Source organism: Bacillus tuaregi (genome assembly GCF_900104575.1).
In the GTDB taxonomy this organism is placed as follows: Bacteria; Bacillota; Bacilli; order Bacillales; family Cytobacillaceae; genus Bacillus_BD; species Bacillus_BD tuaregi.
In genome coordinates this window covers 1,135,404-1,158,639 of the sequence record NZ_LT629731.1, presented here as the reverse complement: position 1 = coordinate 1,158,639, position 23,236 = coordinate 1,135,404, and the positions used below count along the sequence as shown (strand labels likewise).

Below are 23,236 nucleotides of genomic sequence, written 5' to 3'. Positions count from 1 at the left end.
TTGTTTGTTATTCTACAGATTTGTAGTGATTGCTACTGTTTTATAAGCTGTAAAAAATTCCATTGCTGCCTGACCTTGTTCCCGAGTTCCAGAGCTAGATTCCTTCATACCACCAAACGGCGCTTGCGGTTCTGCTCCGCCTGTTTCACCGTTAATCTGCACCATTCCAACTTCACTATTTTTAATAAAATCAAAGGCTTTATCTAGATTATTTGTGAATAATGAAGCACTTAATCCATAGATTGTATCATTGGCTTGTGTAAGTGCATCTGTATAATTTTCCACTTTAACTACCGCTAATACCGGACCAAATATTTCTTCTCTGGCAATGGTCATTTCATTTGTTACTTTTCCAAATATTGTCGGTTCAATAAAATAACCACTGTTATAGACTGCAGCATCTAGTGCTTGTCCACCATAAAGAATTTCTGCCCCTTCTTCAATTCCTTTGTTAATATAAGAGGTAACGGTTTCAAATTGTTTTTTGGAAGCAACAGGCCCCATCGTAACAGTCTCTTCCAGACCATCTCCAACTTTAATTTGACTCACTTGTTCTAATAGCTTTTCAATAAAAGTCTCATATATTGATTGTTCAACATAAACCCGGCTTGTAGCTGTACAGCGCTGCCCTGTTTGCTTCATGGCACCATCGATTGTTAATTTTGCAGCCAAATCTAAATCGGCATCCTCAAGAACAATAACAGGATTTTTCCCACCGAGCTCAAGCTGGTACTTTTTATTTTGTGCGACCGCTTTGGAAGCCAGCTGTCTTCCCACTCGGTTAGAGCCCGTAAAAGTAATGGCTGCAATCTCGGGATGCTCAACGAGTGTATTTCCAACGATTTCTCCGCTTCCATTGACTAGATTTAATACGCCAGCCGGCAAACCAGCTTGTTCAAATACCTCTGCAATTTTTACAGCAGTTATACCGGTCTCCTGTGATGGCTTCCAAACGACTGTGTTCCCATACACTAATGCTGGTGCAATTTTCCATATTGGTATCGCTACTGGAAAATTCCAAGGTGTAATAACAGAAACAACACCAAGAGGAACTCTCATTGAATAAAGTGTATTTTGACTATTAGCTGATGGTAAGACTTCACCCTGCTTTCTCATACCTTCTTGTGCATAGTAGCGCAATATAGCTGCTCCACGGAGGACTTCACCCTTCATTTCTATCAATCTTTTTCCCATTTCCTTTGTGGCAGTTTCAGCAATACCCTGTGCTTGCGCTTCCAATAGATCGGCAGCTTTTCTTAGTATTTCCCCTCTTTCTACAGGAGAACGCTGCTTCCATGTCAAGAAGGACAATTTTGCCTGTCCAACAGCTTCATTTACTTCGTCTGCAGTTGCAGGTACGGTATATCCAATAAGTTGCGATGGGTTGGCAGGATTATAGTGTTCTTTCACTGCCCCATTCTTAGAATCTTTCCATTCGCCTCCGATGAAATTTAAATATTTAGTCACAATTTTCCTCCTTATCTTACAGGTTGATGCTTCAACCGATAAAAAATTTTTATATAAAATGAATAAGCAATAACCATGCCAACCTATTTTTTGATTAATTAAGGCAAAAATTGACTTTTTATGGAGGTTGATTCAAAACTGGATTAAATTTTTAGAATTTTAATTCAATTCTTGATTATTAGTTTATTTTGATTTATATTTGAATCAAATAGAGGCATTATAGTAAGCTATTAAACCTCGAAGCTGAAATAAAGGAGGATGTAAATGGAGGATTCTTTAGCAAATAAAATATTAAATTCGATTATTGAAACGTCCAATAATAATATAACGATTGCAGATGCAAACGGAATGATCCTAGAAACAAATGCTGAACATTGGTCTGTTTATGGAATCGAGACAGATGAATATAAAGGGAAATCTGTGTATCAGCTCGAAAAAGAAGCTGTTCTTACTCCATCCATTACGGCATTGGTATTGAGAGAAAAAAAAACTGTACAAATTATGCAGCATACACAAACGGGAAAAATAATTATGACACAAGGGTATCCTATTTTTGCTGATGACGGTTCCATTATCCGAGTAATTAGCTATGCTCAAGACCAAACAGAAATTAGAAATCTTCAGGAGCAATACGAAAAATTAGAGCGTAAACTACAGGGCTACCAAACAGAAGTTGAGGAACTACGAAGAAAAGAAGGCATTTATTATCGCAGCAAAGAAATGCAGCAAATCGGCAATACGATTCATCGTGTCGCGGACTCAGATGCAACCGTGTTACTATTAGGTGAATCAGGAGTTGGAAAGAGTATGTTTGCTCACGAACTACATAACCAAAGCCAGCGTAGTAAGGAACCCTTTATTGAAGTAAACTGTAGTACCATTCCTGAAAGTCTTTTCGAGTCAGAAATGTTTGGTTATGAAGCAGGTTCTTTTACTGGCGCAACAAAAAAAGGGAAACAGGGTTTAATTGAACAAGCACATAACGGAACATTATTTTTAGATGAAATCGGCGAGCTACCACTCTCGATGCAGGTTAAGTTATTGAAAGTTTTGCAGGAAAAGAAGTTTATGAGAATCGGAGGCAAAAAAGAGCAGCATGTCGACTTTCGGCTTGTCACGGCAACAAATCAAAATTTAGAAGAAATGGTTGAAAAAGGTAAATTTCGCCTGGACTTATATTACAGATTAAATGTTATCCCGCTCCACATTCCGCCATTACGGGAACGTAAAGAGGAAATCCCTATATTAATCAATCATTATGTTGATGCAATGAACGAAAAATATAAAACGTCAAAAAAGCTTCATGCCACGACCTATGACTTCTTAATTGCCTACAGGTGGCCCGGCAATGTTCGTGAGTTAGAAAACTTGATTGAAAGGCTTATTTTGACAACAGAGGCTGCTACCATTTTACCAACAGACCTTCCTGCTTTCTTCCAAGGTGAGACTATCGAAAGTACAGTTCCATCCTTTGTCAGTATCCAAGCTGAAAATGAGAAGGACTTTACTATATTTGATGGCCTGGATTTAAAGGCTGCATTGGAAGAACTGGAGAAAAGACTACTATTAAAAGCTTCTCAGCATTGTAAATCAACCTATGAAATAGCGAAACACTTAGGAATCAGTCAGCCTTCGGTGGTACGCAAGCTAAAAAAATACCAAACAGAAAAATAGTTAAATAAAAAACTTTATACAGGCGGAGTATCATCCGACCTGCATAAAGTTTTTTATAGTGAGAATATACCGCCTTTTCTTATCAATCACCTTGCCATGTGTTCAAGACAGTTATTACCAATAGGTGACTGAACGCTTATTGACTGATTCTCTAAATTGCTCTGTTGATGTTTTCAGCACTTTATTTGTGGCATAATCCATTATCACAGCATATCGTCGTATCACATCTAGTTTATCAATAGTATCATTTTTAAACATATGCTCCACTTCTTTAGGATCCGTTTCAAGCCATTTCTTACGATTGGCTTTAATATATGCCCTTTCCCTTTCCGTAGCTTCATAGTCTATCTCGAAAAGATCCAAATCCTTATCCACTTCAATAATGACGACTCCGTAATCTTTCTTCGCTCTTTCAACGGAAACGTATTCATCAATAACATCCTCTAGTACAGCCTGGATATCCCTTTCAAGCGGATCACCTAAACCGCCTCCGCCGGCAGATGGTCGTGTAAATGAATCACCTTTCTCAACCTTAACATTCGAGAAAATCGTCCCTAAAAACTGTTCTTCCTCTTTACCTGGATTTAACCATGCGCCATGAGGTGTGGAAGGGAGACCACCAAAAATTCCCCATGTAATCGAGCGAGAGCGGTCACAGCAATAAGACATCACTGTATTTTCTACTTCTGTTAATATTCCGCCCTTTTCAACTCCGCAGCCGCCACGATATTTTCCAGGACCGGCTGAATCTGTAATAATTTCATGCTTTGTTGTAACAACCGGGGATAATCGTTCCTGACCTTCACATGGCTGTACACTTAAACCAACACCGAATGCTGGAGAGGTAGCATTCACACCATCTCGATCAATACGACCTCCATGCCCGCCAGCCATCCAGTCATACCACATAAAGAAATTGCTCTCTTCATCCCGTTTATCATTCCCACCAATTAACAAATATTCAAGGTTGAATGTACAAGCTAAGGCTCTTTCAGGCATAATGTTAGACCATAGCTCAAAGCAGGCATTCAAGATTTTCTCGAACGCACCGGAGCAATACCCTGTGACAGCAATTGGACTTGGTGCATTAACCACAGAATTTTCCGGTAGGATTACCTTCACTGCTCGGTAAAACCCTGAGTTTAAAGGGATTTCTGGAAAGAATGTTTTGGTACCCGCATAGGCCGCTGATAAAGATGCACCAAAGCCTGCATTTAAAAAGCATCCGATATATGGATGAGACCCATTCAAATCATAGGTGATTTCTTCATCTGATATCGTCATCTGCACCCGGATTGGGATTAGACCGTCTCCGATATCTGGGTCCATATCAATATAATCAACGGTATCCCAGGTTCCTTTTGGTAACGATTGAATTTTTGCCTTCGTCAAGCGCTCTACATAATCCTGAACCTCTTCAAAGGCTGTGAGCGTTGTTTCAAGACCATATTTATTAATCATACCCATCAGCTGTGTTTGTCCTACTTTCGCTGCTTCAACCTGTGCCTGCAAGTCTCCCAATCTCTCTTCTGGAACCCTCATATTCATAACCAATAGGTTCACGACATCCTTTAAGTAATTACCTTGATGATAAATACGAACAGGAGGGATTCGTACGCCCTCACCATAATGATCCTTAGCCTTAATATCAAAGGACCCCGGTGTCGAACCACCCATATCTGCCCAATGACCATTGGTCTGCATAAAGGCAATGAGTTGATCATTATAGAAAACAGGCATCACAACACGTGTATCGTTAAAATGAGTCCCGCCGCGATAAGGGTCATTTACTAGGAACACATCCCCTGGATGGATATCGTCCTTGAAATCCTCGATAACCGCTTTAGCAGTTAGGTGCAAGGTTCCGACATGAACTGAAATATCCTGCGTTCCTTGCATCACTGTATTTCCCTCGGCATCACATAATGCGCAGCTGAAATCACGATTATAGATAACAAAGGAATAGCAGGTTCTAAGCATCTGCTCTGCCATCTGATCAACAAGATTAACAAAACCATTCTTTAACACTTCAAATGTTACTGGATCCAGCTTACTTTTCGTTGCACCTGTAATAATTTGCGCTTTATTCAATCCGCTCACCTCTCCTTTTTCTTATTCATTTACTGTAATAATTAAGTTTCTATATTCATCTACTCTAGCCGAGAAATTAGGCGGAATGACCGTAGTCGTATCAAGCTGATCAACAATTGCTGGACCTTGAATTTCCGCAAGTACAGGAATTTGTTCACGGTTATAGACATTTGTTGCATACATTTCACCGTCAAAATATACATTTCTGACACCCTTCAGAGCATCCTCAAGTAATCCTGACGGTCCATATTTAGGAAATTCAGGTTTTGGAACGGTTCCAATTGCTGTTACCCGTAGACCATAAATTTCCACAAGCTGTTCCGTGTTGGAAAAAGCAAACTCACGTTTATGCTCTTCATGGAAGGTCTCCAGCACAGCATCTAATGACTGCAGATTACTGCTGACTGGTACGGCTAATGAACGCCACTGCCCTTTATATCTCATATCGATATAACGCATAAGAGTGGAGTGATCATTATCAACTCCTTCTTCAGCTAATAAATCCTCTGCTTCTTTTTCCATCGTGACATATTCAGCTTCCAACTCATCTAATGAAACATCATTGATATTTCTTACAAAAGTCTTAGAGATATCATGACGAACATCCACTAATAAGCAACCCATTGCAGCAGCAACCCCTGGGTGTGGCGGAACAATGATTGTTGGAATTTCCATTTCCTTCGCTAATTGTGCACCGTGTAAAGGACCTGCACCACCGAAGGCGACCAGTGCGAAATCACGGGGATCATAGCCACGTCTCACAGAGATTAATCTTAATGCATCACACATATTGGCATTAGCCACTTGAATGATTGCCTGTGCAGCTTCTTCGATTGTATAATCAAACTGGTCAGCCACCTTTTTAACTGCCTGTACAGCTTTCTCTTTATCTAATTTCATGGAACCATCCAATAATTCGATTCCGAGACGGCCGAGCACAAGGTTTGCGTCTGAATTAGTCGGTTCCGTTCCACCCCTTCCATAGCATGCAGGTCCAGGAACTGCGCCGGCACTTTGCGGACCGTTTCGAAGTGAACCTCCGTCATCCACCCATGCCAAGCTTCCTCCACCTGCACCAATGGTTAGGATTTCTATGCTAGGAAAACCAATTGGATAGCCATATTCGATTGACCAGTCCTTTGTAATCCGAATATCACCCTCATACATGAGAGAAATATCTGTACTTGTCCCGCCCATGTCTAGTCCAATAGCGTTTTCATAACCGCAAAGCTTGGCAATATGTTTACTTGCAATTGCCCCTGCCGCAATTCCAGAGCTTGCTAGTCGGGCAGCATAGCGTGGAACCGTTGTTGACGTCATCACACCTCCGCCGGAATGGAGCACAAGAATTTCATCCTCATAGCCCTTTTGTGCCATTTCAGATTCTAATGTTTGAATATATTTACTGACAATCGGGCCAAGAACAGCGTTAATAATCGTGGTACTCATCCGCTCATGCTCAAAGATTTCAGGTAATACCTCACTAGAGATACAAACATAGACTTCCGGAAGCTCTTCAGCTAATATTGCCTTTACTTTGCTTTCATTTTCACCGTTGACGTAGGCATTGATGAAGCATACGGCAATGGATTCCGTTCCACGCTTTTTAAGTTTTCTTGCTAAAAGTCGTACTTCGTCCTCATTGATGGAGGTCAGAATATTTCCTTCAAAGTCTGTTCTTTCTTGCACTTCAAAGCGGTCTCTTCTTTGGATATACGGTTTTGATGTATCCTTGTACATATCCCAAATATCCTCTTTTGTTCCTCTACGAATCTCAGGAACATCTCTAAATCCCTTTGTTGTGATTAACGCGGTCTTTGGAAGCTTTCTTTCAATTAAGGCATTTGTTCCAACCGTAGTTCCGTGGGAAAAAACCTTGATATCTTCCCCGTTAATCTTAGCCTTTTCAATTCCATCTAAAATCCCTTTCTCTGGATTCGAAGGTGTCGAAGAGGTTTTCGTCACCGAAATTGTTCCAGAATTTTCATCAAAAACAAAGACATCCGTAAATGTACCGCCTACATCTATTGCTAATCGCGTTGAACTCATCCATTTTCACTCCTAATTATTATTATTTTAAAATTCAGAATTATTTTTGTATAAGCCCCTTTACCTATTAAACACCTCCCTCAAGGAAACTTATTCATTTACCTTAAAACAAGCAAAAATGATGCCAATGGAATATAATGGTATTTATGGTAAATATAGCGAATATAATTCATTAATAAATCATTTTATGTAAATAGTGAGTCAATATTAAATCACTCCACCCTTATTGATTTAATATTGAATTAATGAAATGAAATAAAACAGCGCACCTACAAATATAGATGCGCTGTTTTATTATTGTTTTGTTATATATTCAGTTATTCGGTTAACCTACTGTTACACTGTTTGTCGCAACCCCTGCTTCAACTGCCTGCTCTAATATAGATAAGCCCTCTTCTAATTGCTCATCCGTAATCACTAGCGGCATTAATAGACGAAGAACATTTCCGTATACCCCTGCACTAAATAATAGCAGCCCTCTATTATTCGCTTCCTTGATGATGCTATTTGTTAAATCTTTGGCAGGTTCCTTGGATTCCTTATCCTTAACGATTTCAATTGCATTCATCGCACCTAGTCCGCGATAATCGCCAACACATTCATATTTACCAGCAAGCTTTTTGAAATGGCTCTGTACTTTTTCACCAATTGCTTGAGCACGCTCGTTTAATTTTTCTTCTTCAATAATATCTAACACAGCTAAAGCAGCTTTACAGCCTAGCGGACTTCCACTGTACGTTCCACCCAATTCGCCTGGCTCAGATTGATTCATGATTTCTTTGCGCCCGATTACTCCGCTGATTGGTACTCCTGCACCCATCGCTTTCGATACAGTTAGTAAATCAGGAACAACATCGAAATGCTCGATGGCAAAATTCTTTCCTGTTCTGGCAAAACCTGTTTGTATTTCATCTGCAACGAAGAGAATGCCATGCTCTTTACAGAATTCAGCAACACCTTGGACAAAACGTTTTCCTGGAACTATAAAGCCACCTTCACCTTGGATCGGCTCCATAACAACCGCAGCAATGCTTTCTGGTGCAACATCTGAGATAAAGAAGTTTTTAAAATCTGCCAGAACCATTTCTTCATACTGTTCAACTGTCATACCTGCTGGTCTTCTATAATTGTATGGGTATGGTGCACGGTATACTTCAGGTGCAAACGGACCAAATTCATATTTATAAGGCTTTACTTTACTAGTCATGCTCATTGTCATTAGTGTACGGCCATGGAATCCTCTAGAAAAAGATACAATGCCTTGCCGCTTCGTATATTTACGGGCAATTTTCACTGCATTTTCAACGGCTTCAGCTCCAGTATTTTGTAGGAGAACCATTTTTTCATGGCTACCAGGTGCCATCTCAGCCAATTTTTCTGCCAATTCAATATAGGATTCATACATCATCACATTAAAGCCCGTATGAATAAATTGGTCAACCTGCTCATGTAGAGCTTGCTTCACTTTCGGATGGTTGTGACCAACATTTTGGACTCCAATTGCACCAACAAAGTCAATAAAAGTGTTACCGTCTACATCTGTAACTAACGCTCCTTCAGCTGATTGTGCAAAAGCAGGCACACCATTACTTACTCCTTTAGGTACTATATTTTGTCGTCTCTCGACTAGTGATTTAGATTTTTCTCCTGGGATATTTGTTTTGATTTCTGCAAAGCTCATTCTTATCATCCTTTCCTTCTTTAAGGTATATTCTTACTTTTTTATTAAGCAATTCTTATGCCAACATAAATTTATTTCTGTAAAAGTATTTTGCATATTTTTCAGTGAAAATTAATTTATGTTCTCAGTTATTCTATAAGCAAACTTCATGCCAACTATTAATACAATTAAATACAAAAATAAAGAGAACCACTTACTGAAAGTCAGTAAATGGTTCTCCCTCTATAAAAACGTATCCAAATTGGGGTGGGGTTGGATATCATTTAAAAGCTAGTAGTATTAGATGGCATTCTTGTTGAATCTGCCACGTTGACGCATTAATTCACGATATAAGTTTGGATCCTTCTCAAATGCTGCACGACCATGAAGCCAGAAGATGTTATTTAGAACCACTAAGTTTCCAACAGGAAGCTTTAACTCTACAACACTTTCATCATTCTCCATCGAGCTTGAAAGGTCACGCAAGTATTTCGCTTGCTCGATTGATTCAGGATATACGAACTGATCAATAAAGCACATACCCGGTTTATTATTATAGTCAAAGAACGTTAAACGTTCGATTTCTTGATCAACATTTTTACTGCTAGGTGCTTTATACGTAAAACGATGATTTCCTAGCGGATGTTTCATAAACTTATCAAGTTCCTTCCAGTCATCTAAATGCAGTAAACGAGATTCCCCGCCACGTGCATTTTGCTCGACCATTTTCATCATGAGCAGCCAATCGGTCGGTTCATCAACAAATGTCCCATCCGTATGAAGCGTAAATAATCGGTAGGCTTGACGAAGGTAAGAATCACTGTTATCTGTATCCTTAACAGAAAATCTTGCGTAATACTTTCCAGTCATTGCATCAAAGTTTGGAATTCCGACTAGATGTGAAATAGCAGTGGCAAAAATGACATATTCATCAGTATCTTCAGTTACTCCCTCTAATCCAAGGGTAAAGCCGCCTGACTCACGGTCATGAATAATCTCACGAAGCAGATTACCAAACTCTTCTCCTAATTCCTCTTGTAAAAATGCTGCAACAAGATGTCTTGCATATGGAGTATACTCTAAATGCTGGACTGTAAAGTTTTCATTTCTTGCTTTTTCAAGGAATGCATTAATAGCTTCTTTTGAAATCGTAATATCGTACAGACGGTTTGTTTGCGGGTGAATTTTCACCTCATAGTATTCTGTTTTTACTTCAAATTTTCCCTTTGCAGCTTCTTTTGTCATCGTCATTTTTCGTTCCTCCTGATAATTGTGATATAGGTGAATTAATCAACAGGAAATAGTAAAAGCCAGTCGAACAAGCTTCCTATCATAAGATAGGAGTCTACTTGAACAACTGGCTTATATTCACTTCACCGCTCTATGGCAATAGAGTCACAGTGAACATACAGTTCGTTTTAGTTATTTACGTTTCCCGTTTTCCATGTTCTGCTGTTTACGATTTTGAAAGGGTATTATTCAAAAGGTAAGCATGCTGTAACATTAGGATATTCATATATTATGATAAAACATAATAACTGTCAATATATTTTTAATATTTAGAAAAAATTATTTAGCTGCACCGAGAGAGTTTAATTGCTGAAAATGCTGATCCAAATCCTTTAGAGCAGCAACTAGTGCATTCGTTGCCTTTCCACGGTAATAGGTTTGAATCGCTTCAATCACGTCTTCTACTCCATCCTTCAAGCTTGTGCCTTTTAACAGCTGGCCAATAAATTCTCTTCCATGCTCGGTTGCAAGTGTACAAGAGGCCTCCAGTACAACACCATATTTTTTATCTACCTCGGCAGTAATCGTTAACGTTTCAAATACACTTTTTGCAGCCATTCCCTGCGGTAGACGGGCATGACCAGCAATAAAAATTGTTTTCCCATTGAACATACAGACCATCCTCCTATGAATCTATTAACTAAGTACAGCTTCCTTTAAATGTGTTTGAACTGGAATTCTTCTTACCACTTCTTTTCCAATCTCAATAGAAGCAGTCGCTGCGGGTGACGGCGCATTACACACATGGATGGAGCGTCTTCCCATAATGATATGGAAATCATCCACCATATTACCATCATCCTTTAATGCTTGGGCACGGACACCAGCAGGCGCAGGGATTAAATCATCCTCTTGAATTTCTGGAATTAACTGCTGCAGACTTTTGGTAAATTGTTTTTTGCTAAAGGAACGGACATATTCATCAAGTCCCTCTTTCGCAAATTTCCCAGCCATTTTCCACAAACCGCCATAGCTTAAGGCTTCAGCTAAATCCTTTGCATTAAAGTCCGTTTTCTTATAGCCTTCGCGTTTAAAGCTAAGCACGGCATTTGGACCTGCATCCACTTCTCCGCTAATCATCCGAGTAAAATGGACTCCCAAAAATGGAAACTTTGGATTAGGCACAGGGTAGATTAGATTTTTGACTAAGTAGCGCTTTTCCGGCTTTAATTTAAAATATTCTCCGCGGAAGGGTAAAATCTTCATATCTGTTTTATATCCTGCCGCCGCCGCAACACGATCACTATGCAAGCCGGCACAATTAATGACCATATTGGCTTTCAATGCTCCACGATTCGTTTCAATTGTTACACTATCAGAGTCTTCATATATTTTTTCAACCTTCGTATTTAATTTAATTTCTCCGCCATGTTCTTTTATAATCTCAGCAAACTTTTCACTCACTTGACGATAATTTACGATGCCTGCCTGAGGAACTCGGATCGCTCCAAGCCCTTTAACATGCGGTTCAATTTCCTTTAATTCATCCTGGCCAATTTTCGTAATCGCGAGCTCGTTTTCCAGTCCACGTGTATACAGATTCTCTAATAACGGCATTTCCTCTGCCTTTGTCGCAACAATGACTTTTCCACATATATCATGATCAATGCCATGTACTTGACAGAATTCTGTCATCGATTGGCTACCTTGACGAGCAAATCTAGCCTTAAAGCTGCCAGGCTTATAGTAGATGCCGGAGTGGATTACCCCGCTATTATGACCTGTTTGATGCTCTGCTACTCTAGATTCCTTTTCAATCACCACTATATTTGCATTTGGAAATCGGTCGTAAATGGCCATTCCCGTTGATAAACCGACTATACCTCCACCAACAATCGCAAAATCATACATGTATAAAATCCCCCTCTTATTGAGTTTAATAGTAAAATATTCTCTATAAAAATATAGGTTTGCCTTAATGGCTTATATTTGATTACACTAATTTAACTAGCAAGTTTCATGCCATTATTACCTTCATAATATTATTTCTCTATCATTTTGATAAAAGGACCGTTTTTCGACTTTTCAAAAATGCATAAGCTATTCAGTTTCGAATAAGTACTAGCGCTTCCAATTATTTCAATTTTCAGAATAGATGTCAATAAAAAAAGCATGTCTGTGATAGTCTATCAACAAACATGCCTCTTCTCTTCTTACCCTTCACTTAAAGCAATTGAAATATATTTTATTTCTAAAAACTCTTCAATTCCGAAATGTCCGCCCTCTCTGCCAAGACCGCTTTCTTTAAAGCCTCCAAACGGTGCTTGAGCCGTTGATGGGAGACCATCATTCAAGCCAACGATTCCATACTCAATCTCTTCGCTCATGCGAAAAGCTCGGCTAAGGTTTTCTGTGAAAATATAGGCAGCTAATCCATAGCGGGAATTATTAGCCCTTTCTATTACTTCCTCTTCTGTTTTAAACGTTGCAATCGGAGCCAACGGACCAAAAATTTCATCCTGCATACATTCCATATCCTCATTAATACCGGTTAATATCATTGGTTCATGATAAAAACCTTCTTCATCTATAGGCTTCTTCCCTGAGTATGCAATCTTTCCACCTTTATCAACCACGTCATTTACTAAACCTGTTACTTTATCAAATGCTGCACGATCAATTAATGGCCCAATAGTAGTCCCCTCTGCTAGCCCATTACCAACCTTTAGTTTTTCTAATCTTTCCTGGAAAATCCGAATGAATTCCTCTGCAACTGCTTCTTGTACATAAATGCGATTGGTGCAAATACAGGTCTGGCCCGCATTACGAAACTTAGACTGAATTAAGCCTTCAGCCGCTTTATCTAAATTCGCATCGTCCATAACAATAAATGGCGCATTTCCGCCTAGCTCCAAGCTGACCTTTTTCACATGATTGGCCGCACCACGCATCAATGTTTTGCCAACCTCTGTTGAACCAGTGAAAGTTATTTTTGTCACCCGTGCATCCTTCAGCCAAACATCACCTATCTCTGCTGATTTACCTGTAATCACGTTGATTACACCTCTTGGAATTCCCGCTTCATGAGCAAGCTCTGCTAATTTTAGAGCGGTTAATGGTGTTTGATTGGCAGGCTTGACGACACATGTACAACCTGCTGCGAGAGCTGGAGCCACTTTTCTTGTAATCATCGCTGCTGGAAAATTCCATGGTGTAATGGCTGCCACAACGCCAACTGGTTCTTTGCGCACAATAATTCTTTTATTCGGATGTGAAGCTGGAATCGTTTCCCCGTAAATACGCTTTCCTTCTTCGGCATACCAGGAAATAAAGCTGTTTGCATATTGTACTTCTCCCAATGCTTCATGTAATGGTTTTCCCTGCTCTGTTGTCATAATTCTCGCTATTTCATTCTTGTTTACTTCTATTAATTGATACCATTTCATCAGGATTCGATAGCGTTCTTCAGCGGTCTTTTTTGACCAGTTCTTAAAGGCCACATAAGCGGCATCCACCGCTTGTTTTGCTTCTAGTGCTCCGCCAGTAGGCACCGCACCGATTACTTCCCTTGTTGCAGGATTTGCCACTTCTGTAAATAGCTCATACTCATTACCAACCCATTGTCCATCAATATACATTGGGTAAATCTCATATTTTTTGATACTCTCCATGTTTACGTTCGCCCCCTATCAAATTCGCCCGTCGAATTTGCGTCCGGATTACCTGAGCTCGCTCGATAAACTACCTTTAAAAAATCCGTGACATCCGCCGGAGGCTTAACTTCATTCAGCCGGAGTTTGAACCCCCACTATATCGAAGAACCATTTGCATTCATCCCCCACTTGTAGAAGTGGAGGACTTCTGCTGAATGAAGTTAAACCTAATCATAGCGCTTTTCATTTGCGTTTATCATATTCTTTGCAAATTTCATGCCAATAGTAAATCCAATTTTTCTTTTATTCTTTAATAAATTCTATTCACCAATGCATATATCTATTTATCTTTGAATCACAGTAAAGATGTTTCAGATCATACCTCTTGAAACAGTGCTTTATAAATACGAATTACCACTTACAATTTTTTGATACTTTCTGCTAACAGAGGACTGGCTTATTCCTAATGCTTTAGCTGCTTTTGTGGTTGTTTTATATTGGTTCATTGCCATGACAATCAATTGCTCCTCCACAGCCTCAATGGCATCCTGTAAAGGCATGACTCTTGTTACAACAGGCTTCATTTTTTTTCGCTCATATCCTAATGATAGAAATTGGCTAACAAATTCAGCATCAATCGCTGATTGTTCAGCTGATACAACTAATCTCTCAATAATGTTCTGCAGCTCCCTAACATTTCCTGGCCAAGAATAGCATTCAAGCATATTTACAGCATCAGGGGTTAACTGATACTGACGGTCGTATTTTTCATTCAGCTGCTGGAGGAAATGAAAGGCCAGCAGTGATATGTCCTCCACTCTTTCCCGTAATGGAGGAATTTTTATCGGAATGACATTCAAGCGATAAAATAAATCCTCACGAAAGTGACCTTCCTCCACTAGCTTTTCAAGCTTCTTATTAGTTGCTGCGATGATTTGGACATCAATATTAATCGGTTTTGTACTCCCGATTGGAATAACCTCCTGCTCTTGAAGAACTCTGAGAAGCTTCACTTGTAAATGCATTGGCATTTCACCAATTTCATCAAGAAACAAAATCCCACCATTTGCTTGTTTAAAGTAGCCTTCTTTCCCATTCCTATCTGCGCCAGTAAAGGATCCCTTTACATAACCAAACAATTCACTTTCCAATAAATTTTCCGGAATTGCTCCACAATTAAGCTTAAGAAAGGGTTTGTCCGCTCTTCGACCAAATTGGTGAATAGCCTCTGCAATGACCTCTTTCCCAACACCTGATTCTCCGTTAAGAAGAACGGTTGAAGAGAAATCAGCGATTTTCTTTACTTGATGAATAATCTTTTCCATTTTTGGACTACTAAAAATCAATTTTTTTGACAATTGATCCTTCATTTTAAACTGCAGTAATTCCCTTTTATAGAGTTCAGATTTTTCTCGAATTTCCTGTAACTCATTCTTTAAGCGGGATGTTTCGGTAATATCCCTTGAGGCAATGACAATCCGCTCTAATTCATTGTTGTCATTAAAGATTGGATTTCCAACAGCGAGTATCTTTCTTCCCGTACTTGTTTCCTGAACAACTGAAACCTTCTTTTGCTTTTCCATAACCAATCTTGATACTGATGGTGTAAAATACCCCTTATCGACAAGCTCCATGATATTTTTTCCGATTAACTCTTTTAATTCAACCTGCCAAAAATTCTCTATTACCTTTTCGCTGTAGCGAATTAATTCTCCTTTTGCATTCACAACCAGTATTTCATCATAAATACTAGAGAGAATTGCATTTAAATCCGTATTTAATTCCTTAATATATTGAATTTCATTTATCTTCGGTTGATTTAACAGTTGAGAGAAACCATCTTCAGCTGTATTCATAACGTTGTTCTGATTTACTTTTTCGTTCGTGTTAGAAACCATGATTCCATCTCCCTTTATCTCTTAAGAAGATATTATCACTTTATTTAGAATTTTAAAAATTTAAAAGGTAGAAAAGAATATCCTTTCCTACCTTTTGCAGAGATGTATCATTAGTAATTCAGCCAGCCTCTTAATCTTGAGGCTTCCGCAATCTTTTCGATTCCTTCTATATATGCGGCAATTTTAAAGTTGACATGATACTTTTTAGCTGTGGAGACAACATTTATAAAGCTTTCTTTCATTTTTTCCTGCAAGCGTTCATCAACGGTTTCTTCTGTCCAATAATATCCCTGGTTATTTTGACACCACTCGAAATAAGACACTACAACTCCCCCAGAGTTTGCAAGTATATCAGGAACCAGCAGAATTCCACGGTCATCAAGAGTTTGAATTGCCTCCTTTGTCGTCGGACCGTTAGCAGCTTCAATCACAATCTGGCACTTTATTTTATCTGCATTATGCTTATTTATCACGCCTGAAATCGCGGCAGGGATTAATACATCACAAGGTTTTTCTAACAGCTCATGGTTTGTGATCGAGGTTGAAAAATGATTCGATACAATTCCAAAGGAGTCTCTATTATCAAGCAAATACGGAATATCCAATCCGTTTTCGTCGTATAGACCACCTAAAGCATCACCAATTCCTACAATCTTTGCACCAAGCTCATATAAATACTGCGCCAAATAGCTCCCTACATTTCCAAACCCCTGGATAATTACCTTCGTGTCCTTTAAGGACAGCTTTTTCATATCACATACCATTTGCAGCGTATAGAAAACGCCTTTCGAGGTTGCCGTTTCTCTCCCCTTGGAACCGCCTAATGCAACGGGCTTACCCGTGATAAAACCAGGGGAATCGAATTCACGGATATGATCATATTCATCCAGCATCCAGGCCATAATCTGCGAATTTGTATACATATCTGGGGCAGGAATATCCTTTGTCGGTCCAACTAATTGGCTGACAGCTCGAACATATCCCCTGCTCAATCTTTCTAATTCACCTAAGCTCATTGTTCGAGGGTCACAAACAATACCTCCTTTGGCCCCGCCATAAGGAAGATTTGTGACACCACATTTTAAGCTCATCCAACCAGCGAGCGCTTTCACTTCCTCTGGCGTCACATCTGGATGAAAGCGAATGCCTCCCTTTGTCGGCCCCTTCGCATCATTGTGTTGCGCCCGATAGCCTTGGAAAATCTGCACTTCCCCATTGTCCATGCGAACCGGAATGCTCACTTCTAAGAACCTCATTGGCTTTTTAATTAACTCGTACACCTGAGGTGGATAATTCATAATTTGCACCGCTTCCTGCAGTGTTTCTTGAAACTCCAAAAGCGAATTATCTTTCTCTTTTATGACATCCGATTGTTTTACATGAACTGATTTAATAGCCACTATAAACACCTCGATATTATTATTTTATATAAAAACACTATGCAAATACTGTGCCAACATTTTATTCGAGCTGACTTCTGATGAAATAGGATACAGAGGAATATTTATCAGCTACACTATGAAAATTTGACTAAGTTATGCATAAATGCATAATCTGTTCTTTTACGGATAAAAACGCAGTGAAATCCAACTTTAATTACTATCACTGCTGAATAAAATAAAACTCAACTAATTTAATATTGACAAACATGCAAATTTGCCCTATATTTATAGATGTCGATACAAACTATATATTAGCAAGATCCGATAGTTCAGTGGGAGAATACATCCTTGACAGGGATGGGGTCGGGGGTTCGAATCCCTCTCGGATCATCAAAAAACACTTTCATTTGAAAGTGTTTTTCTTTTATTATTATTAAAAAAGAGCTAATCTGAATAGATTAACTCTTTTATCTCATTTTTTATCCCTTTGAAGAGTATGTAGCTTGATTTAGAATAACCTCAATATCCTGAAATACCTTATCTATCGGCTTTGACCCTTCAAAATCCCGTAAATTTCCCTTTTCTCTATAGTAATCTAAAAGTGGTTGCTGCTGATCAATATTGACTTTTAATCTTGTACCAACTGTTTCTTCATTGTCATCAGCTCGCTGATACAGCTCACCGCTGCACTTATCACATTCCCCTTCAGCCTTCGTCGGATTAAAAATTAAGTGATAGGTAGATCCACAATCACGACAAATTCTTCGCCCCGTTAACCTGGCCATCAGCTCTTCAGGAGCAACATTAATATTTAATACATGATCAATACTTTTACCTGTTTCAGACAGAATTTGATCAAGTACCTCCGCTTGAGCTGTTGTTCTAGGAAAACCATCTAAGAGGAAGCCTTTTGTACAATCCTCTTTACTTAAACGCTCTCGAACAATGCCAATTGTTACTTCATCTGGAACAAGTTCACCTGCATCCATATACTCCTTTGCCTTTTTTCCTAACTGTGTGCCCTCCTTTATGGCTGCACGAAACATATCTCCCGTTGAAATATGCGGAATATCATACTTTTCAATAATTTGTTCTGCTTGTGTTCCTTTACCTGCACCCGGTAGTCCCATTAACAATAAATTCACTTATGATCTCTCCCTTTTGTCCTTTAATCTGTATTGGTGGGCAAATGGCCTTTGATATACACGAACCTGTAATCATCCTAATGAATCATTACAGACATGCATATATCAAAGGCCATCTAATAAAGTTGATAGAGCTTTATTCAATTTGGTAGAGTGAATAAGGCTGTATCGATTTATTTATATTATTTATTATTTACATTTATAAAATTATGCACTTTTCCCAAAACGTTCTAGTTGTTTCTTTTTGAATGATCCAATTGGAAGAATATCTTTTTCAAATAATGGATTTAAGATACCCGCAGCAGATGCATACCAAGCAGCAAAAGCCGTAGCCAATCCAAAGTATCCTGCCATTGGTCCAGAAATAATTCCAAACTCAGTTAAATCCAAAAGAATAAAAGTGATAAATAATAATGTAAACACAAGATTTAAAGCTGGGTTAATACGGAAAGTACCAATCCACATATAGAAGGTAAAAATGGTCCAGGCAACTAAAAAGATACCTAAAGCAATATTCATATCTGCACCAAAATGCAATACTCCGGTTAACTCAAAGTAAACCATGGAAGCCAAGGAAATCCAGAAGGCACCGTAAGATGTAAAGGCTGTAGCGCCAAATGTATTGTCCTTTTTAAATTCCCACATACCTGCCAACAGCTGTGCCAAACCTCCATAAAATAATGCTAACGGTAAAAACACATCGCCAACGGAGGCTGGAAGAAGCCCTGCATTCTTACAGCTTAATACAAATGTCGTTAAGGCAAATGCCGCTAATCCTAATGGACCTGGATCTGCAATGGAAATCTTTTTTTCGCTCATCGTCTTTTTCTCCTCACCATAAATTTAATAGTTAGTGAATAACCTTAGGCAATAACGTCCATCGATTCATCACGCTCATGAATAGGTAAAAATAATTGATTTTTAAGTCCTGTATATTCGGCACGAGGTCGAATTAAACGGTTATTCTCATATTGTTCTAGGATGTGGGCAATCCATCCAGAGACGCGGCTGACAGCAAAAATCGGTGTAAAGAGATCATGCTGAATACCAAGACTGTGATAGACAGAAGCTGAATAGAAATCCACATTGGGAAGCAATCCCTTTTCCTCTGTAACAATTTTTTCAATAGCAAGTGACATGTAATACCACTTTTCTTCTCCTGTTACCCCAGCTAATTGCTTCGACATTTCCCGCAAATGCTTTGCACGAGGATCACCCGTCTGGTAAACACGATGACCAAAGCCCATAATCTTTTCTTTATTTTCAAAAGCGTTATGTAAGTATGCTTCAACCTCAGTAATATCTTTAATTTCGGCGAGCATTTTCATTACGCGCTCATTTGCTCCACCGTGTAATGGACCCTTTAACGCACCAAGTGCAGCAGTCACTCCAGAATACATATCAGAAAGGGTAGCAACACACACACGAGCTGTAAAGGTTGATGCATTTAATTCATGGTCAGCATGGAGAATAAGTGCTTTATTAAAGGCACTTTCTGAGACTTTATCTGGAACTTCACCATTCAACATATATAAAAAGTTAGCGGCAAAGCTTACATTTTCTTTCGGCATAAGCGGCTGCTTTCCTTCGCTGATACGAGAATATGCAGCCACAATAGAAGCTAATTTCCCTTGCAAGCGCAGTGCCTTGCGATAGTTAGCTCCTTCTGACATTTGATTTGTCTCTTCATCATAGATGGCAAGTGCTGATACACAATTCATTAAGATTGTCATTGGATGGGTGTTTTCTTTAGAAAGTTTCTCAATTGTATCTAATATTTCAATCGGAAGGAAAGCGTTTTCAAATAGTTCACTTTTAAATTCAGCTAGCTGCTGAGAGGTAGGAAGTTTATTGAACCAAAGCAGGTAAATGACTTCTTCAAATTGAGCGTAATCTGTAAGGTCATCAACATTGTATCCCCGATAGGTTAATACATCATTAATAATGGAACTTACAGAAGATGTGGTTGCAACGACTCCCTCTAAACCCTTTGCTTTTACCATATAATCCCCTCTTTCATTTAATTTTCCTTTATTTGCTGTCACACAATTGTTCAGGAAAAAACATCTGCTATACAATACAAGCTTAACTTGTTTTTGATTATATAACACAGGTATAAATTTGTCTGAAAATTTGGATAAAACGTTTTATTTTAAGATGAAAGGAATTATATGGATATGAAACCAAGATTAAGTTATAATTTAACTAATATTACAAAAAGGGAGAAAATTCTGCAAAATGAGTAATGTTAATATTTACAAATTCATTAAAGATTGGGTTCCTCCAGAAGCCTCGATTGCCTTTGCAGATAGTAAACAATATTTAGATTATCAGTCTGGCATACATGATATTCGCATCCGCCCTGGACAACCAATTCCACAAGGCAGTATTAGTGAACGTGTTTTTCAACAACGAAGTCGTATTGAATCGTTAGTAAATGAATCCGTATTTGGTATCCCTTATTACGGTATTGGATATCCAATAGAAGAAGATAACGGTTTTATTGGTGCATTAACTGTGATTCTCCCCCCCTTGTATGCATTAAATCATAAACAGTCATCCTATACCTTTATTACGGGAAAGCAAGGGGAAATTTGGAATCCAATTCCTATCGATCAAATAGCATATATCGAAAGCAACCAAAAGAAAACTTGGTTTTATACAACAGACGGTCAGTATAGTACCATTCAAACGTTAAGAGTTCTCGAGCAGCGGCTTCCGAATACATTCCTTCGTATTCATCGATCCTATATCGTGAATATCTCATTTATACAGCAGCTTTATCGAGACGTATCCTCTAACTTAATCATGAAATTAAAGATTCCAAACTGCCCTGAATTGACCGTTAGCCAGACCTATGTGACAACCGTACGTAGGATTTTGGAGTTTTAACGAATACAACTAATTTTTTACAAGTAATTAAAAAGAGAAGCCCATGATTTTTTGGGCTTCTCTAAAATTTTGATCATGCTACAGATGTAACACGCTTCTGCTGCTTTTCCTTTTTCACTACAAAAGAAAGAATGATTAAGACGGTTAATACTGACAGACATACGATTGTACCAATAATATTTTGGGGATTAAATATAAAAGCAATAAAAATCCCTATTAAAGATATTGCAGCAAAAATCGTTGTGTATGGGAACCATTTTACTTTAAATGCCGGAACCTTAGTATATTGTTTACGTAGCTTTAATTGAGCCAAACAAATACTTAGCCATAGCAGTAATACAGTAAAACCAGGTATTGACATTAAATAGCTAATGACTTGATCAGGAGTTAGATAGGCTAAAAATACACCAACTAATATAAAAACTGTTGTTAAAAAAATACCATTTAACGGGATTCCTTTTTTAGTAATAAAGGAAAATAACCTTGGTGCTTCTCCATTTTGCGCCATCGAAAATAATGTTCTGGATGTTGCATAGATTCCTGAGTTTGCCGCTGATAAAACAGCCGTTAAAAGAACGAAATTCATGACGTGTGATGCACCTGGAAGGCCTGATAAACTGAATACTTGCACAAACGGACTATCTACTGAACTCACTGCATTCCAAGGAATGATTCCACAAATCACTAAAATAGGCAATACATAGAATAATATAACCCTTGCAACGGTTCCTTTAATGATTTTCGGAATGACTTTTTCACTATCTTTTGTTTCAGTTACAGCTACACCAATTAACTCTGCCCCCCCATAGGAGAACATGACGACTAGAAATGCACTCAGCATCCCTCCAAGTCCATTTGGGAAAAAGCCACCGTGAGCAGTGTAATTAGAAAAAGCAGCATTCGTTGTGTTTGGAAGTATATTAAATAAAATCAATGCTCCTAGAATAATAAAGGCCGTTAAAGTGATGATTTTTATACTCGCAAACCAAAACTCCATTTCCCCATAATGTTTGACTTGGAATAGATTAATACCAACAATAAAGGTTGCACAGAGTACGCTTAAGATCCATAGTGGGATGGATGGAAACCAGTACTGCAAAAAGCTACCTGCGGCTAATAATTCAACCGTTGTGACAATTAACCAGTTAATCCAATACAGCCAGCCAACAAGAAAAGATGACTGAAAGCCAAAAGCTTTATTGATTAGGCTTTGGACATTGTCATTTGGATAAACCATTGCCATTTCTCCTAAAGCTGCCATCACAATGAACAGTAAGAGCCCCCCGATTAGATAAGCCACAACTACACTCGGACCGGCCATATTCAATGTATCTGAGCTTCCTTTAAAGATTCCTGTCCCGATCATACCTGCTAATGCTATAAATTGAACATGTCTTGGTAGTAAGCCTCGTTGTAAATTTTGCTGATTCTCACTCATGCTGTCACACCTACTTTTTATAAGTCGATTTAGTTAATAATATAGTATCTTTTTCAGTTGAACGCTTTCTAGCTTTTTAGCTTTTTAGCTTTTTAGCTTTTGTGCGTTAAAGTATTTTACTATATTAATATATCATATTATAAAAAGGTGTCAAATTTTTATAATCCCTTGAACAAAAAAAACAACCACAGGATTGTTTTCAAAAACAGTCTCTAGCTTTTTATAAAAAGGACTGGGAACATAGACTGTTATTATGATAGATTTGTAAACTTTACTTTCCTTTTCTCTCTCCGCTCTAGTAACAAAAGAATCATGATAATAAAGATTAATATACTTGAAAGTATAAGCGTAACATCTCCGCTATATAAACCGATTATTCCAATACATGCGAACAGTATTAGCAGATATTGTGGATAAAATCTCATAGCTGATTCACTCCCCAGAAATCTTTATTTATTTTATATCTTTCTTGCTCCCAATCACTATAAGAAATGAATTTATACTCTCCCTAGTAATATTTTACTACAAGTACATGCATCTAATAAGTAGTAATAAGGAAATTTCATACTTTAACGAATAATTAGATAGTTAAACTAATAATAAAAAACTCTTTCTATGAATAATCATTTTGTACAGCATATCATTCTTTATTATTTA

General features: G+C 38.4%; 15 protein-coding genes, 1 tRNA gene and 1 pseudogene. 3 read left to right on the top strand and 14 right to left on the bottom strand.

Features of this window, described 5'->3' with window-relative positions; all coding sequences use genetic code 11:
* Positions 1-12: 12 nt before the first annotated feature.
* Positions 13-1,467 carry an aldehyde dehydrogenase family protein gene (locus BQ5321_RS07830; RefSeq protein ID WP_234978369.1) on the bottom strand — a complete coding sequence of 485 codons (1,455 nt, stop codon included), beginning with the start codon at positions 1,465-1,467 and terminating at the stop codon, positions 13-15.
* A gap of 264 nt (positions 1,468-1,731) precedes the next feature.
* On the opposite strand from BQ5321_RS07830, the gene BQ5321_RS07825 reads away from it, so the two are divergent.
* Entirely contained in the window at positions 1,732-3,141 is a 1,410-nt protein-coding gene (locus BQ5321_RS07825; RefSeq protein WP_071393964.1) for a sigma-54 interaction domain-containing protein, read from the top strand.
* A 114-nt stretch (positions 3,142-3,255) separates the two neighbouring features.
* Here the strand turns inward: BQ5321_RS07825 and BQ5321_RS07820 are convergent, their stop codons facing one another.
* The 9 genes and pseudogenes from BQ5321_RS07820 to BQ5321_RS07780 all read right to left on the bottom strand — a co-directional run bounded on the left by BQ5321_RS07820 (position 3,256) and on the right by BQ5321_RS07780 (position 17,122).
* A complete protein-coding gene (locus tag BQ5321_RS07820; RefSeq protein ID WP_234978368.1) occupies positions 3,256-5,232 on the bottom strand; it encodes a hydantoinase B/oxoprolinase family protein in 1,977 nt (658 codons plus the stop codon).
* Between the two features lie 21 nt (positions 5,233-5,253).
* Complete coding sequence (locus BQ5321_RS07815) at positions 5,254-7,281, bottom strand: hydantoinase/oxoprolinase family protein (RefSeq protein WP_071393963.1); 2,028 nt, start codon at positions 7,279-7,281, stop codon at positions 5,254-5,256.
* A gap of 325 nt (positions 7,282-7,606) precedes the next feature.
* Positions 7,607-8,971 carry a 4-aminobutyrate--2-oxoglutarate transaminase gene (gene gabT, locus BQ5321_RS07810; RefSeq protein WP_071393962.1) on the bottom strand — a complete coding sequence of 455 codons (1,365 nt, stop codon included), beginning with the start codon at positions 8,969-8,971 and terminating at the stop codon, positions 7,607-7,609.
* Positions 8,972-9,241: 270 nt separating this feature from the next.
* The gene (gene glaH, locus BQ5321_RS07805; RefSeq protein WP_071393961.1) at positions 9,242-10,192 is read right to left on the bottom strand and encodes a glutarate dioxygenase GlaH; all 951 of its coding nucleotides are present in this window, start codon (positions 10,190-10,192) and stop codon (positions 9,242-9,244) included.
* A gap of 318 nt (positions 10,193-10,510) precedes the next feature.
* Positions 10,511-10,843, bottom strand: coding sequence for a DUF3870 domain-containing protein (locus BQ5321_RS07800; protein ID WP_071393960.1), 333 nt, complete (start codon positions 10,841-10,843; stop codon positions 10,511-10,513).
* Positions 10,844-10,867: 24 nt separating this feature from the next.
* Positions 10,868-12,082 carry an L-2-hydroxyglutarate oxidase gene (lhgO, locus tag BQ5321_RS07795; protein WP_071393959.1) on the bottom strand — a complete coding sequence of 405 codons (1,215 nt, stop codon included), beginning with the start codon at positions 12,080-12,082 and terminating at the stop codon, positions 10,868-10,870.
* 302 nt (positions 12,083-12,384) lie between these two features.
* The gene (locus BQ5321_RS07790; protein ID WP_139187890.1) at positions 12,385-13,809 is read right to left on the bottom strand and encodes an NAD-dependent succinate-semialdehyde dehydrogenase; all 1,425 of its coding nucleotides are present in this window, start codon (positions 13,807-13,809) and stop codon (positions 12,385-12,387) included.
* Positions 13,810-14,222: 413 nt separating this feature from the next.
* Positions 14,223-15,626: pseudogene (locus BQ5321_RS07785) on the bottom strand (sigma-54 interaction domain-containing protein); the annotation flags it as partial.
* A gap of 206 nt (positions 15,627-15,832) precedes the next feature.
* Positions 15,833-17,122 carry a Glu/Leu/Phe/Val family dehydrogenase gene (locus tag BQ5321_RS07780; protein ID WP_071393957.1) on the bottom strand — a complete coding sequence of 430 codons (1,290 nt, stop codon included), beginning with the start codon at positions 17,120-17,122 and terminating at the stop codon, positions 15,833-15,835.
* Between the two features lie 300 nt (positions 17,123-17,422).
* On the opposite strand from BQ5321_RS07780, the gene BQ5321_RS07775 reads away from it, so the two are divergent.
* Positions 17,423-17,494, top strand: a tRNA-Val gene (locus BQ5321_RS07775).
* 89 nt (positions 17,495-17,583) lie between these two features.
* Here BQ5321_RS07775 and BQ5321_RS07770 read toward each other — a convergent pair.
* The 3 genes from BQ5321_RS07770 to citZ all read right to left on the bottom strand — a co-directional run bounded on the left by BQ5321_RS07770 (position 17,584) and on the right by citZ (position 20,252).
* Positions 17,584-18,249, bottom strand: a complete 666-nt coding sequence (locus tag BQ5321_RS07770) for an adenylate kinase (RefSeq protein WP_071393956.1) — start codon at positions 18,247-18,249, stop codon at positions 17,584-17,586.
* Between the two features lie 207 nt (positions 18,250-18,456).
* Positions 18,457-19,068 carry an acetate uptake transporter gene (locus BQ5321_RS07765; RefSeq protein ID WP_071393955.1) on the bottom strand — a complete coding sequence of 204 codons (612 nt, stop codon included), beginning with the start codon at positions 19,066-19,068 and terminating at the stop codon, positions 18,457-18,459.
* 44 nt (positions 19,069-19,112) lie between these two features.
* Entirely contained in the window at positions 19,113-20,252 is a 1,140-nt protein-coding gene (gene citZ / locus BQ5321_RS07760; RefSeq protein ID WP_071393954.1) for a citrate synthase, read from the bottom strand.
* Between the two features lie 235 nt (positions 20,253-20,487).
* On the opposite strand from citZ, the gene BQ5321_RS07755 reads away from it, so the two are divergent.
* Positions 20,488-21,141 carry a LytR/AlgR family response regulator transcription factor gene (locus BQ5321_RS07755; RefSeq protein ID WP_071393953.1) on the top strand — a complete coding sequence of 218 codons (654 nt, stop codon included), beginning with the start codon at positions 20,488-20,490 and terminating at the stop codon, positions 21,139-21,141.
* A 73-nt stretch (positions 21,142-21,214) separates the two neighbouring features.
* On the opposite strand, the gene BQ5321_RS07750 is transcribed toward BQ5321_RS07755, so the two are convergent.
* Positions 21,215-22,579 carry an amino acid permease gene (locus tag BQ5321_RS07750; protein ID WP_071393952.1) on the bottom strand — a complete coding sequence of 455 codons (1,365 nt, stop codon included), beginning with the start codon at positions 22,577-22,579 and terminating at the stop codon, positions 21,215-21,217.
* Positions 22,580-23,236 lie beyond the last annotated feature (657 nt).

What these genes read in the sequence shown, in the direction of transcription:
- gabT (WP_071393962.1), bottom strand. Translation starts at nt 8,971, where the DNA reads ATGATAAGAATGAGCTTTGCAGAAATCAAAACAAATATCCCAGGAGAA.
- BQ5321_RS07815 (WP_071393963.1), bottom strand. Translation starts at nt 7,281, where the DNA reads ATGAGTTCAACGCGATTAGCAATAGATGTAGGCGGTACATTTACGGAT.
- citZ (WP_071393954.1), bottom strand. Translation starts at nt 20,252, where the DNA reads ATGGTAAAAGCAAAGGGTTTAGAGGGAGTCGTTGCAACCACATCTTCT.
- lhgO (WP_071393959.1), bottom strand. Translation starts at nt 12,082, where the DNA reads ATGTATGATTTTGCGATTGTTGGTGGAGGTATAGTCGGTTTATCAACG.
- glaH (WP_071393961.1), bottom strand. Translation starts at nt 10,192, where the DNA reads ATGACGATGACAAAAGAAGCTGCAAAGGGAAAATTTGAAGTAAAAACA.
- BQ5321_RS07750 (WP_071393952.1), bottom strand. Translation starts at nt 22,579, where the DNA reads ATGAGTGAGAATCAGCAAAATTTACAACGAGGCTTACTACCAAGACAT.
- BQ5321_RS07765 (WP_071393955.1), bottom strand. Translation starts at nt 19,068, where the DNA reads ATGAGCGAAAAAAAGATTTCCATTGCAGATCCAGGTCCATTAGGATTA.
- BQ5321_RS07825 (WP_071393964.1), top strand. Translation starts at nt 1,732, where the DNA reads ATGGAGGATTCTTTAGCAAATAAAATATTAAATTCGATTATTGAAACG.
- BQ5321_RS07790 (WP_139187890.1), bottom strand. Translation starts at nt 13,809, where the DNA reads ATGTATATTGATGGACAATGGGTTGGTAATGAGTATGAGCTATTTACA.
- BQ5321_RS07755 (WP_071393953.1), top strand. Translation starts at nt 20,488, where the DNA reads ATGAGTAATGTTAATATTTACAAATTCATTAAAGATTGGGTTCCTCCA.
- BQ5321_RS07800 (WP_071393960.1), bottom strand. Translation starts at nt 10,843, where the DNA reads ATGTTCAATGGGAAAACAATTTTTATTGCTGGTCATGCCCGTCTACCG.